The sequence below is a fragment of the Lactobacillus acidophilus genome (assembly GCF_034298135.1).
In the GTDB taxonomy this organism is placed as follows: domain Bacteria; phylum Bacillota; class Bacilli; order Lactobacillales; family Lactobacillaceae; genus Lactobacillus; species Lactobacillus acidophilus.
Map to the genome: position 1 here is coordinate 1,022,635 of NZ_CP139575.1, position 12,244 is coordinate 1,034,878.

14 protein-coding genes are annotated in these 12,244 nt (G+C 34.3%); 1 reads left to right on the forward strand and 13 read right to left on the reverse strand.

What is annotated here, in order from left to right; all coding sequences use genetic code 11:
- Positions 1-29 precede the first annotated feature (29 nt).
- The 9 genes from SO785_RS04615 to SO785_RS04655 all read right to left on the reverse strand — a co-directional run bounded on the left by SO785_RS04615 (position 30) and on the right by SO785_RS04655 (position 8,795).
- On the reverse strand, positions 30-887 hold the full coding sequence (locus SO785_RS04615) for a cell division protein FtsQ/DivIB (RefSeq protein WP_003546801.1): 858 nt from the start codon (positions 885-887) through the stop codon (positions 30-32).
- Positions 888-904: 17 nt separating this feature from the next.
- Positions 905-2,011, reverse strand: a complete 1,107-nt coding sequence (murG, locus tag SO785_RS04620; protein ID WP_003546799.1) for an undecaprenyldiphospho-muramoylpentapeptide beta-N-acetylglucosaminyltransferase — start codon at positions 2,009-2,011, stop codon at positions 905-907.
- A gap of 2 nt (positions 2,012-2,013) precedes the next feature.
- On the reverse strand, positions 2,014-3,393 hold the full coding sequence (gene murD, locus SO785_RS04625) for a UDP-N-acetylmuramoyl-L-alanine--D-glutamate ligase (RefSeq protein WP_003546797.1): 1,380 nt from the start codon (positions 3,391-3,393) through the stop codon (positions 2,014-2,016).
- 3 nt (positions 3,394-3,396) lie between these two features.
- On the reverse strand, positions 3,397-4,365 hold the full coding sequence (mraY, locus tag SO785_RS04630) for a phospho-N-acetylmuramoyl-pentapeptide-transferase (RefSeq protein ID WP_003546795.1): 969 nt from the start codon (positions 4,363-4,365) through the stop codon (positions 3,397-3,399).
- 6 nt (positions 4,366-4,371) lie between these two features.
- A complete protein-coding gene (locus SO785_RS04635) occupies positions 4,372-6,534 on the reverse strand; it encodes a penicillin-binding protein (RefSeq protein WP_003546793.1) in 2,163 nt (720 codons plus the stop codon).
- Entirely contained in the window at positions 6,534-6,896 is a 363-nt protein-coding gene (gene ftsL, locus SO785_RS04640; RefSeq protein WP_011254255.1) for a cell division protein FtsL, read from the reverse strand. The genes SO785_RS04635 and ftsL overlap by 1 nt, the downstream gene beginning before the upstream one ends.
- A 13-nt stretch (positions 6,897-6,909) precedes the next feature.
- Complete coding sequence (gene rsmH, locus SO785_RS04645) at positions 6,910-7,857, reverse strand: 16S rRNA (cytosine(1402)-N(4))-methyltransferase RsmH (protein ID WP_003546789.1); 948 nt, start codon at positions 7,855-7,857, stop codon at positions 6,910-6,912.
- A gap of 8 nt (positions 7,858-7,865) precedes the next feature.
- A complete protein-coding gene (gene mraZ / locus SO785_RS04650; protein WP_003546787.1) occupies positions 7,866-8,297 on the reverse strand; it encodes a division/cell wall cluster transcriptional repressor MraZ in 432 nt (143 codons plus the stop codon).
- A gap of 168 nt (positions 8,298-8,465) precedes the next feature.
- The gene (locus tag SO785_RS04655) at positions 8,466-8,795 is read right to left on the reverse strand and encodes a DUF3397 domain-containing protein (protein ID WP_011254254.1); all 330 of its coding nucleotides are present in this window, start codon (positions 8,793-8,795) and stop codon (positions 8,466-8,468) included.
- Between the two features lie 91 nt (positions 8,796-8,886).
- Between SO785_RS04655 and SO785_RS04660 the strand changes: the two genes are divergently transcribed.
- Complete coding sequence (locus tag SO785_RS04660) at positions 8,887-9,021, forward strand: DUF4044 domain-containing protein (protein WP_003546784.1); 135 nt, start codon at positions 8,887-8,889, stop codon at positions 9,019-9,021.
- Positions 9,022-9,059: 38 nt separating this feature from the next.
- Here the strand turns inward: SO785_RS04660 and mreD are convergent, their stop codons facing one another.
- The 4 genes from mreD to SO785_RS04680 all read right to left on the reverse strand — a co-directional run bounded on the left by mreD (position 9,060) and on the right by SO785_RS04680 (position 12,219).
- Positions 9,060-9,599 carry a rod shape-determining protein MreD gene (mreD, locus tag SO785_RS04665; protein WP_003546782.1) on the reverse strand — a complete coding sequence of 180 codons (540 nt, stop codon included), beginning with the start codon at positions 9,597-9,599 and terminating at the stop codon, positions 9,060-9,062.
- A complete protein-coding gene (gene mreC, locus SO785_RS04670; RefSeq protein WP_003546779.1) occupies positions 9,599-10,450 on the reverse strand; it encodes a rod shape-determining protein MreC in 852 nt (283 codons plus the stop codon). The genes mreD and mreC overlap by 1 nt, the downstream gene beginning before the upstream one ends.
- Positions 10,451-10,495: 45 nt before the next feature.
- Positions 10,496-11,500 carry a rod shape-determining protein gene (locus SO785_RS04675; RefSeq protein WP_003546776.1) on the reverse strand — a complete coding sequence of 335 codons (1,005 nt, stop codon included), beginning with the start codon at positions 11,498-11,500 and terminating at the stop codon, positions 10,496-10,498.
- A gap of 95 nt (positions 11,501-11,595) precedes the next feature.
- The gene (locus tag SO785_RS04680; RefSeq protein WP_003546774.1) at positions 11,596-12,219 is read right to left on the reverse strand and encodes a JAB domain-containing protein; all 624 of its coding nucleotides are present in this window, start codon (positions 12,217-12,219) and stop codon (positions 11,596-11,598) included.
- Positions 12,220-12,244 lie beyond the last annotated feature (25 nt).

Here is a 12,244-nt window from a genome sequence, read left to right on the forward strand (position 1 = left end):
ATTTTAACATATATGATTCTGTAAACACGCTATGATAAACCATAAGCATTCTTTTCACTCGAGGTTAATGGTCTACTAAATGCACCTATTTCCAAATCAATTAGACTATTCTTTCCGGCCTTTAATTTAATCGTATCATAATATTTAACTTTACTCTTCAAAGTTGAAATATTACCAATTATTACATTGCCATCTTTCATAACCAAAATAACTTGGGAATCTCGTCTGGTATTTCCACTTAATAATTTTACCTGATCTTTGAATGTTTTAGGCAAACTATCAAACAACTTAAGGTCTTCTTTTAAAGGAGCCGACTTACTATATCCAACAAAAACGGGCTTATCTTGATCTACTTGTGACCATTTTACTGACTTAGTAGCTAATTTACCATTATCTAAAATTTTACGATAACTATCGCCATCTTTTAAATATCCCAAAGTTTTACGTTCATTGATTTGCAAAATTAATTGATTTACATGACCTAAATGCACTTGAGCACTTTGAATCTCCGGATATTTCCTAGATAATTTTTGACTTAGATCCTTTTGTTGAAATAGATAATCAAATACTTTATCGCTGGCCTTAATTTTGGATATCTTAACAATTTCCTTAACTGGTAAATCAGTAGTTCCTACTACTTTTACCGTACTAATATTTGCCAACGGAGAAATATAGTACCCTAAAGCCGCAATTGCTAAGATTGAAATCGTCATTATTAACCCGAGCCTGCGCCTTAATGACCTACGTCTTTCTGCCTGTAAACTAGAAAGTGAGGCAGAAATCTTTGCTTTAGATTTGCGACTATTTTTTTGTTGGTTAAACTCATGATTCAAGTAAGGTGATAATTCTTTTCTTGGATCAATTTTAGTTACCGGTTTTTTTGCCATCTGCCTCACCTACCTTCTTAGCGTGAAATTTCTTCCATCACTTTAATTACTTGATCAGATGCATCTGGTACTCCAAGTGCTTTTGAGGCTTCACTCATTTCATTAGCATATTTTTCATCTAATAAAATATGATCAATAGAAGAAACGAAATTATTAGGATTTAAATCATCTTCAGGAATTACTAATGCAGCACCTGCTTTTTCTAAATCAAGCGCATTCTTCATTTGGTGATTATGAGTTACATTTGGACTAGGAATTAAAATGACAGGTACACCTAAAGCAGTAAATTCAGCTATACTTGTTGCACCAGATCTTGAAACAACACATGTCATTTCTGGAAGTAATGCAGGCATATTTTGAATATATGGCAAAATCTTAATGTTATCACCATAGTCAACGCCCTCTAATTTCTTTTGAACAGAATCAAAGTAGTAGGTACCAGTAGCCCAAATAATTTGATATGGCTTTTTCTTAAGTTCCATCAAAGATTTAAGCATAATTCGGTTAATTGCTAATGCACCACGAGATCCACCAAATACTAAGACAGTTGGCATTTGCGGATTTAAGCCTAATTCTTTTTGCAAGTTCACCTTATCTTCATGAAGACCTAAAACTTGTTGTGAACGCGGATTTCCTGTTTTTACCAATTTCTTTTTCTCAGGGAATTCTTTAGCTGCGTCATCAAAAGTATAACAAATCTTATCAACATAATGCCCCAAGAATTTATTAGCTAATCCGACAACAGAATTTGATTCATGAATCATAGTAGGGATATGCATTTTTGCAGCTTCATATACCATAGCACCACTCACATAACCACCAGTACCTAAAACGACATCGGGTTTAAATTCTTGCAAAATTTTACGTGCGCTCTTGGTAGCTTGGAAGAACAATTTAATTGTTTCAAAATTTTTTAACGGGTGTTTACGATTAAATCCTTGAATTTGGATTGTTTCAAAATTAACACCTGCAGCAGGCACAATTTTTGATTCTAATCCCTTTTGTGTACCTACAAATAAGATTTCATCGTTTTTACTAATGCCACGTTCTTTCAAACGTTCAATAATTGCCATGATTGGATAAATGTGACCACCTGTGCCACCACCTGTAAATATAACTCTCATTTTTATTTAGTTTTTAATTCCTCAACAAATCTAACAAAGTAATCGCCACGTTCTTCGAAAGTTCTAAATTGATCCCATGAAGCACATGCAGGTGAAAATAGTATTACATCACCTGGTTCAGTTAATTCATATGCTCTAGGAACTGCTTCTTGAAGGGTATTAACAATTACAATCTCCTTAATACCTGCTTTTCTAGCGGCATCAGCTAATAAATATTTAGTTTCACCATAAAGTACAATTGATTTAACATGTTTCTTAAATAATGGAACTAAATCATCAAATGTAAATCCTCTGTCTAGTCCCCCTGCAATCAAAACTTCGGGTTCTTTAAACGCAGGAATAGCTACCGTAGCAGCTTCAATATTAGTCGACTTAGAATCATTATAAATCTTACGTCCATCAAGTGTTGTTACATATTGTAAACGATGTTTAGCACCAGTAAAAGTACTTAATACAGCAGCAATATCTTCATTATCTGCTCCCATAAGTTTAGCAATTGCAATTGCTACAAGACTGTTTTGTAAATTATGAACGCCTGGAAGTTTAATATCCGCAATCTTCATAATCTTTTCGTCTTGACTTTCAAGATACTCATCACCAATAAAGTAATCAGCATTGTGATCAGTTTCTGAGAAAGTCTGCATTTTGGCTGGGGATACTTCTTTTTCTTTTGCCAAAATATCTTTTTGATCAAAGTTAGCAATAAAGTAATCATCGCTATTTTGAGTTCTAGTAACGTTTAATTTAGCATCAACGTAATTTTCGAAAGTCTTATGATAATCAAGGTGAACATTATTATAGATATCAACAATCGCTGCTACCTTAGGCTTAATATCAGTTACACCTAATAATTGGAAACTTGAAATTTCAACTACTAAAATATCATCTTTAGTAGCTTTAGGAACTACTTCTGAAATAGGAACACCAATATTACCAACTGCATATGCATGATGGCCTGTTTTTTGTAAATGATGATCCAAAATTCTTTGTGTAAGCATTACAGTAGTAGTCTTACCATTTGAACCAGTAATACATACATAAGGAGCGTCACTACAGCTTAAAGCAACTTCAGGTTCAGTGATAATTGGAATATCTAATTCTTCAGCTTTTTTAACCATTGGATTTTCATACGGAATACCTGGATTTTTAACTAAATAATCAAAATGTTCTTCTTCAAGCAAATCAACTGGATGATATCCGCCAATTACGCGCACACCTTTAGCTTTTAATTCTTGTGCCTTTTCATTTTTATCAAGATCAGCTTTATCGTTTAAAGTTAAATTAGCACCTAATTTTAAAAGAAGTTCACTAACTGCAAAGCCACTTTTTCCTAATCCTAAAACTAAAATATTCTTATTATCATAAGTTTTAATATCTTTCATTTTTTATCCCCAAATTGCTAAATACAAAATACTACAAATTAAGCCAACAAGCCAAAAGACAATATCAACTTTCCATTCTGACCAACCAAGCATTTCAAAGTGGTGGTGAATAGGAGTCATCTTAAAAATTCTCTTACCTGTAGTTTGGAATGAAATAACCTGTAAAATTACACTAGCAGTTTCACAAACAAATACAATACCGATAAGTAATAATGACCATGGTCTGTTAAGCATAATACTTACGGTTGCAAGTCCACCACCAAGAGCAAGTGAACCCGCATCCCCCATAAAGATTTTAGCCGGCTTATGGTTAAAAATAAAGAAGGCAATTAATCCACCGATCACACTCATACAAAAAGCCAAAACGGCAAAATTCTTTTGTTTAAATGCAATATAAGCATATGTACCATATGCCACAATTGATAAACCAGTTGCTAAACCATCAAGACCATCTGAAAGGTTAACAGCATTAGAAAAACCAACCAGCCAGAAAATAATGAAGATAGTAAATAATGCAATACTATGAACAACACCTGCAAAAGGAATATATAAACCAAATTGAAAATGATCGCTTGAGGCAATCAAGACAATTACAACGGCAATAATAATTTGCAATGCCAACTTTTGCCAAGCTCTTAATCCCAAATTACGCTTATAGTAAAGCTTAATACCATCATCAAGAAAACCAATAATTCCATATCCTAATAAACTGATTACTAAAATCCAGACAACTTTGTTTAAACTATGTTGCCAGGCAGCTACCCAAATAACAGAGATAACTGCCGCAATTACAAAGATGGTTCCTCCCATTGTAGGCGTTCCTGACTTCTTTTGGTGCCATTTAGGCCCTTCATCACGAATTTCTTGCCCCTCATGGTGAGAATGCATGAAATTAATCAAGACAGGTAAAAAAATTACCGTCAACACTAGTGAACTAACTAAAGCAATACAACTTGCTAGCATAATACTCATTCTATGCTACTCCTTTAAATTAACTTTTATTTTCTTTCCGGCTTTTAATTCTGTTCCTGCAGCTATACTTTGACTAGAAACAGTTCCGGTTCCCTTTATACTAAATTTAACATCTGTCAAATTGGTAAATTGATGCAAATCATTTATACTCCAATTTTTCATATTAGGACAAACAACTTTTCCAGAGGTAGATACAAATATTTTATCCCCTGATTCCAACTTTTCGCCCTTTTTAAGGCCTTGTTCGGTAATTCTGTCACCGTCGCCAACTTTAACCAAATTGAGTCCCACTTGTTTTGCCTTAGCTAGAGCTTGGCTATAAGTTAAGTTCTTAAAGTCTGGCACACTAACAGTAGTTGAAGTATCATCATTTTTGGCCATAGAAATAATTCTACTCATCATTGGCTTAAAAATAGATGCTAAGATCTTTTCAGCAGTAGCACCACCTACTAAATGAGGCTGTTTAATCGTCAGATAAACACAATATCTAGGATTACTTGCTGGGTAAACGCCGACCACTGAGAAGATATAATTGCTATCACCTTTGAGATATCCGCCACCTTTTGGATTGGCAATTTGTGCTGTACCGGTCTTCACAGCGATATCTGCATTCCCCATCTTATAAGCATTACCAGTACCTGACTGTTTGTTAAGAACTCGTTTCATGTTAGCTAAAACAACTTTTCGAGTTTTACTGCTATAAATAGGTGACCCTACTTTTTGAATTTCGTATCCTTTAATCATATTGCCATCTGAATCGGTAACTTTATCAACCAATTGTGGCTTTACCATTTGACCATTATTTGCTAATGAACTATATGCTTGCATCATCTGCATTACATTAACATTTACGCCTTGGCCAAATGCAGTAACCGCTTGATCGACTGGGGTTTTAAATGAAATGAAACCTGGTTGTTCTCCAGGAAGAGTGATACCTGTTTTTTCTCCAATATGGAATTTATTCAAATATTTCTTCCAAGTTTTCGAACCCATTTTTTGTTCTAACTTAACAAACCCAGTATTACTTGAACGTTCAAAGGCTTGTGAAAATGGAATAGTTCCCCAACCAGAGGTCAACCAATCGTGAATAGTAGATCCCCCAACGTTTACTGAACCTGAACGATAATACTCATTCGGATTATAATTACCACTATTTACTACAGCAGCAAACGATAGTATTTTAAAGACAGAACCTGGCTCATATGTATCTTGAACTAAAATATTTCTATATGATTTGGTCAAACCTTTTTTAGTCTGCGGATTAAACGTTGGACGCTGTGAAGCAGCTAATATTTTACCTGTCTTCATATCCTCAACTACTGCAGTTATTGAAGTTGGATCATAAGCCTTTTGAACTTCAGTTAAGCGTGATTCAAGATAACTTTGAAGTTGGGAATCAAGTGTCAAGTACAAGTTATTACCATTTTTAACCGGTTTATAAACTTGATTACCGTTAGGCATCTGATATTCCGATGCATCTACTGAAGAAATTCGATAACCATCTGTACCAGTCAATGTATTATTGAAATAAGCTTCAATTCCCATAGTCCCAACCAAAGTTTCATCATTGGTCTTTTTATCATATTCAGGTTGAGCTAAGCCAACAATATGAGAAGCAAAATTACCATTAGGGTATAGACGAGATGGTGTAGCCAAAAACTTAATCCCTGGTAATTTCATTGCTTCAATTTTCTTCTTTTGTTTAATTGTTAACCCACTACCACCTGTTCCAAATTGAACCTGGAAAGCTTTATGCTTGGGATTTAAATATTGATAAATTTTATCAGCAGATAATGGCAACACTGTTGCTAGTTTTTCTGCTGTCTCTGTTTTATTAACAACATATTCTGGTTTATTCTTATAGTTAATCGAGGATTTGTCCAAAATTGCATAAATAGTATATAAATGCGAATCTTCAGCAATGGCTAAACCATTTCTATCATAAATAGTTCCACGCGTTGCCTTAATAACTTGATTTCGCCTATAAAGCTGTTGTGTTCTAGCGGACAAATTTTGTCCATTAACCGTTTTAGATATACCTATATATAAAAATCTAGCCGTAAATACAAGAAAAACCAAAGCGACAGCTACTTGGAGAAATCTCCCTACTGTGAAGCGGTAGCTGTGGGCTTTGGATTTTTGTAATTTTAAATTACTGTTTTTTTTCATTAGCGAATTGTCCTAATGTTTTTATTAATTAGAGTTAATCCCTTTTCACGCGCAACTTTATTTAGACGTGTAGTAGAAGTTAACTCACCAATTTCTTGACGTAAATCGGTAACCTTGTTTTGTTCCTTAGCAACTGACTGTTGATTTTCGGTCAACTCATGTTGAGCTGAAGTTGCAGAAATACTAGAAGAAACTAAAAAAATCATCATTCCCAAAGTGATGACACTACCTAAAATTAATAACGTTTTCTCTAGGATACTGTAAGGAACTTTATGTGGGTCAAGGATAACTCGTTGTCGTTTCTTGGAACCATTTCTTTTTCTTGGTTCATATTCTATTTTTCTTGCTGAGCTGTCAGCCATAGCATTTTCCTCTTTATAATTTCTCTGCAACCCGTAGTTTTGCACTGTGTGAGCGGTTGTTATTTTCTAATTCAGAATCAGAAGCAACAATTGGTTTGCGATTTACCAATTTGAGTGTTGGTTTCATATCATCTGGTATAAAAGGCATTCCTCTTGGTACTTCAACCTCTGAATACTTTTTAAAAATTTTCTTAACGATTTTATCCTCATGAGACTGGAAAGTAATCACGCTAATTCGACCACCAGGTCGCAAAACCTTAATAGCCTCTTCCAATGATGCTTGTAAAACATCAAGTTCGTGATTAACGGCCACCCGTAAAGCTTGAAAACTCTTCTTAGCAGGGTGTCCCCCAGTTCTTCGTGCATATGCAGGAATAGCATCTTTAATTATGTCAACCAATTCAAAAGTTGTCACAATTGGCTTTTCCTTACGCTTTTCTACGATTTTATGAGCAATTTGGCGAGAAAATTTTTCATCACCATATTGATACAAAATATCTGCCAGCTCTTTTTGACTTAAAGTATTAACTAACTGATATGCATCGAGATCTTGATCTTGATTCATTCTCATATCAAGCCTTGCATTATAACGGTATGAAAAACCGCGATCAGCTTGATCAAATTGCGGAGAAGATACGCCTAAATCATAATATATGCCATCTATGCCATCTGTATAACCTAGCTTAACCAGATTCTCTTCCAAATTGCTAAAATTGTCATGTACAAGTTGTAATTTAGGCTCACTATCCGGCTTCAATAAATTAGCAAAGTTCAACTCTGCCGATTTTATTGCGTATTCATCTTGATCAAAACCTATCAACGTACCGGTGTCAATTTTACTGAGTAAATACTTAGCATGCCCGCCACCGCCAAAAGTTGCATCTACATAAAGACCATCGTTTTTCGGTTTTAAATTGTCGATAGTTTCGTGTAAGAGTACACTGGTGTGTTTGAATTTCATAGTTTGTTTTATAGTTCAATGTCGTCCAAATCTTCCGCGATGTCATCATAGTCTTCGTTAGCTTCCTCTTCAAAGCTTTCCCAACGTTCCTTAGACCAAATTTCTATTCGATCAGAAACACCTATAATGACACAATTTTTTATGAGTTTAGCATGTAATTTCAATGTCGGTGTTAGATTAACACGGCCTTGTTTATCAAACTCACATTCCATCGCACCAGAGTAAAACATACGCATAAACTTACGCGTGTTTCTCTTAGTCAACGGAAGTTTTGCTAATTTGGCTTCTATTTTTTGCCATTCTTCCATCGGATAGCCAAAAATACAGCCTTCCATTCCTCGCGTGAGCACCATCTTATCACCAATCTGTTCACGAAGTTTCGCTGGTATAATTAAGCGGCCCTTGCTATCCAGATTGTGGTGATACTCACCCATGAACATGGTCTAGCCCCCTTCCACTAAATAATTTACCACAATTCCCCACTCTCTACCACATGCACAAGAAAAAAATACATATTTTTAAATTTCTTTATAAAATTTCTTTGACAATATAAAAAAGCGAGCAAATATTTAAATATTTGTCGCTTTAACTACAGTAATAATTTTTAATTATAAAAACATCATTATTAATAAACCAAGATACCAAAAGCACGTACATGCTGCTAGATAATCCCATAATTTACGAATCGTTTTACCTAAAGAAATGTTTTTATTTCTAATTGCATCACTTAATGAAACTACAATCACTAAAATAAAATATAATAAAAAGCCATATGGCAAAAAAGATGGTCTATTTATGTGTAAAGTAATTAAACTACAAGCTGCGATAAAAAAGAAAGGTAATACATCATAACCTCTAAATTGAGCTCGCGGAAAAATTTTATTAATTATAAAAGCAAGAGCTAAACCAATAATTGGTAATAGGAAAATATAAAGCATAAAAGTTCCTCCATCAACCATTTTAAACTACAATTGAATTGAAAAAAACTATTAATAAGCATAAAATATTGTTCAAGTAGGAGGGTGTTTTATGGCACGAAAGAAAAGAAAGAAATCCGGTTTTCAAAAATTGACTATTGTAATGGCTTGGCTGATGGCTGTCATTACTTTAGCAGCTGTTGTCGTTTCTGTACTTGGTTCAATGGCTAGTGCAGGAATGTTTTAAAAAAAGACACGAGAAAATTTTCTCGTGTCTTTTTACTTTTATACTCGATATGCATTCAAATCTATTAAGAAAGGATAATCTTGTGCTAAATTACCCCAAATCCAATATAGCAGAACAAAAAATAAAATTGTCCAACCTAGATTTACTAATAAACTCATTAAAAGCATATGAATTGAAATTGACGCAAAGCCAATCATTTTAAATACTAACCAACTATAAACGATAAACGCAGTCGTATCTATTAAAACTACAATTAATCGTGCCCAAAATATTTCAGGTAAAAAACGAGCAATTTTTTGGCCAGCCCAACAGCTAAGTGGCAAAAATACGGTATAAATACCGATTATTCCATAAAAATAGATGTCGGCAATAATTCCTGTACCCAAAGCTAACCAAATTTCATTCTCATTAGTATCATCAAATAAACCAATTAACATAATACTAATTGGCAAGATTACACTAAAAGCTCCATAGTTACCATAAGTCATAAATTGGTGTAGATAAAATGAACAAACGCCTTCTAAGACTAAAGCAACAAATAAGCTAATTGCTAAAACCCATTTACGAAAAACAGACATTAATTAGCCACCTGTCTTTCAATAACTGTTACAACTGATGGATCATTAATATTACCTGCTGGCTTAATTCTAATCTGATCTGATAAACCAAATGAATCACGAGTTGTAGTAGTTACTGTACCAATCAAAAGTCCTTTAGGAGAATTGCCTCCCATACCACTAGTATAAACACGTGTACCGGCTTTTAATTTTTGACCATCAACTACTTGAGTAAAGGCCAGATTATTATTATTAGTTACAGTAATAATTCCATGAACTGTTTTACCACTAGCTGCATCTGCTTGAACTGAAAAACGGTTAGCTGATTCATCAGTTGTAGTAATTAATTCCACCTTCGATGAAGCAGCATTGGTTTCAATGATTCTACCAATGACACCGCCACCACACATTACGGCCATATTCTTTTTAATTCCAGCAGAACTACCTTTATCTATTGTCAATAAATCTGACCAAGTATCAGGTGCACGAGAAATAACTGAGGCATTAACTAAAGTATAGCCACTTAATGTATCTCTTAATTTTAATGCTGATTTTAATTGACTATTTTCTTTTTCTAATACTGAATTTCTCGCTTTAGTTTGACCTAAGTTAGTAACTTCGCGTTTTAAATGATTATTTTCTTCTTGAGTATTTAAAATATCATGAACACTATTTAGACCGCCCGATATAAAGCCAACAGGAACATCTACGATTCTAGTTCCCCAAGCAACAACATCATTGCCTAAACTTTGAATTAATAATGGCGTGTTACGCTTATTGCGCAAATTAACACTCCCACCTAAAACGGCCAAAATAACAACAACTATAATAAATGCTGATAATAATTTTTTGTTTTGTAGAAATTTTTTCATTAAGAATTTATCCTAAAGAAAAACCGGCAACAGCCGGCTTTTTTATTATTTGCGACTTCTACGCATTACTTCAATATTTTTAAGTGATTCACCAGTACCAATTGCTACACAATCAAGTGGATCTTGAGCAATAAATACAGGAACCTTGGTTGCTTCAGAAATAACTTCTGGCAAGTTCTTAAGAAGAGCTCCACCACCAGTTAATACGATACCATGATCGATAACATCGGCAGCAATTTCAGGTGAAGTTTGTTCCAAAGTCTCTTTGATTGCAACAATAATATCTTGAACAACATCTTGAATTGCCTTAGCAATATCAACTGCATCAACATCAACTGACTTTGGTAAACCAGTAACTAAATCACGACCACGGATATTCATTGATTCGATATCTTTGGCCTTTTCAATAGAAGCTGAACCAATTTGAATCTTAATATCTTCAGCAGTTCTTTCACCAATTAATAAGTTAAAGTTTGAGTGAATGTAATTGATGATTGAATTATTAAACTTGTCACCTGCTTGACGAATTGAAGTTGATGACACGATACCACCTAATGAAATTGTAGCAACATCAGTAGTACCACCACCAATATCAACAACCATTGAACCAGTAGGATCCATAACTGGAAGTCCTGCACCAATAGCTGCAGCAAATGGTTCTTCAATCACAAATGCTTCACGTGCACCAGCTACTCTAGCTGCATCAATAACAGCACGCTTTTCAACTTCAGTAACACCTGAAGGAACACATACCATTACTGAAGGCTTAGAATTACCAACAGTCTTTTCCATAAAGTATTTAAGCATAGCAGCAGTCGTATCGTAATCAGCAATTACACCGTCTTTCATAGGACGGATAGCTACGATAGTACCTGGTGTTCTACCAATCATTTCTTTGGCTTCTGAACCCACTGCAATTACTTCACCTGTTTGTGTGTTCTTTGCTACTACGGAAGGTTCTCTTAAAACAATACCTTTACCTTCCATATAAACGAGTGTATTGGCTGTACCTAAATCGATACCAATATTTTTTGTACCTAATCCAAACACAAAAATCTCTCCTTAATCGTTGCGGTCTCTAAATCTTGAATAATTATAGCATACTATAACTTTAAAGGTGATTTTCGCGCGAATTTTAAAGAAGTTTAAAACAATTTTTCTTCACGCATGCTCAAATATCGTCCTTGCCCCACAATAAAATGATCTAAAAAATCTATTTTCATCATTTTTGCGGCTTCAAATAGATCTTCCGTCAACTCAAAATCACTAGAAGACGGTGTCAATTTGCCACTAGGATGATTATGAACAATGAAAATCCCTGAACAGCCATAGATTACAGCCCAGCGAAAAATTTCGCGTGGATGAGCAAATGATCTGTTTAAAGTTCCTTGAAAAAGCTTCTTTTCAGCAATAATGTGATTACTATTATCAATATATAGCGCCCATAATTCTTCTTGCTTATGACCTGCTAGCTTATCAGCCAGATACGTACCAAGTTCTACACTAGATGTCAATGCAGTTTTACGTTTAGGCGAAGCCATACGTAAACGATCTAGCAACTCTTCTGCTGCAATTGCAATGTCACTTGAACAATCTGGTCCTGTAACAAATTTAAGCAAATCGTCAAAAGAAACTATTTTTCTATCTTTTAAAAATTTTTCTAACTCATAAAAATTGTCAATACCTTTATCTTTAATCTGATCAGATAACTTCATTGCCAATTCAAAATCTGTATTAACAAAGTAATGACTTGAAATTTGATCTCTCATACAATTCCTCCTCATTACTTATTAC

What these genes read in the sequence shown, in the direction of transcription:
- mreD (WP_003546782.1), bottom strand. Translation starts at nt 9,599, where the DNA reads ATGTCTGTTTTTCGTAAATGGGTTTTAGCAATTAGCTTATTTGTTGCT.
- SO785_RS04635 (WP_003546793.1), bottom strand. Translation starts at nt 6,534, where the DNA reads ATGAAAAAAAACAGTAATTTAAAATTACAAAAATCCAAAGCCCACAGC.
- mreC (WP_003546779.1), bottom strand. Translation starts at nt 10,450, where the DNA reads ATGAAAAAATTTCTACAAAACAAAAAATTATTATCAGCATTTATTATA.
- SO785_RS04615 (WP_003546801.1), bottom strand. Translation starts at nt 887, where the DNA reads ATGGCAAAAAAACCGGTAACTAAAATTGATCCAAGAAAAGAATTATCA.
- mraZ (WP_003546787.1), bottom strand. Translation starts at nt 8,297, where the DNA reads ATGTTCATGGGTGAGTATCACCACAATCTGGATAGCAAGGGCCGCTTA.
- rsmH (WP_003546789.1), bottom strand. Translation starts at nt 7,857, where the DNA reads ATGAAATTCAAACACACCAGTGTACTCTTACACGAAACTATCGACAAT.
- ftsL (WP_011254255.1), bottom strand. Translation starts at nt 6,896, where the DNA reads ATGGCTGACAGCTCAGCAAGAAAAATAGAATATGAACCAAGAAAAAGA.
- mraY (WP_003546795.1), bottom strand. Translation starts at nt 4,365, where the DNA reads ATGAGTATTATGCTAGCAAGTTGTATTGCTTTAGTTAGTTCACTAGTG.
- murD (WP_003546797.1), bottom strand. Translation starts at nt 3,393, where the DNA reads ATGAAAGATATTAAAACTTATGATAATAAGAATATTTTAGTTTTAGGA.
- SO785_RS04680 (WP_003546774.1), bottom strand. Translation starts at nt 12,219, where the DNA reads ATGAGAGATCAAATTTCAAGTCATTACTTTGTTAATACAGATTTTGAA.
- murG (WP_003546799.1), bottom strand. Translation starts at nt 2,011, where the DNA reads ATGAGAGTTATATTTACAGGTGGTGGCACAGGTGGTCACATTTATCCA.
- SO785_RS04655 (WP_011254254.1), bottom strand. Translation starts at nt 8,795, where the DNA reads ATGCTTTATATTTTCCTATTACCAATTATTGGTTTAGCTCTTGCTTTT.
- SO785_RS04660 (WP_003546784.1), top strand. Translation starts at nt 8,887, where the DNA reads ATGGCACGAAAGAAAAGAAAGAAATCCGGTTTTCAAAAATTGACTATT.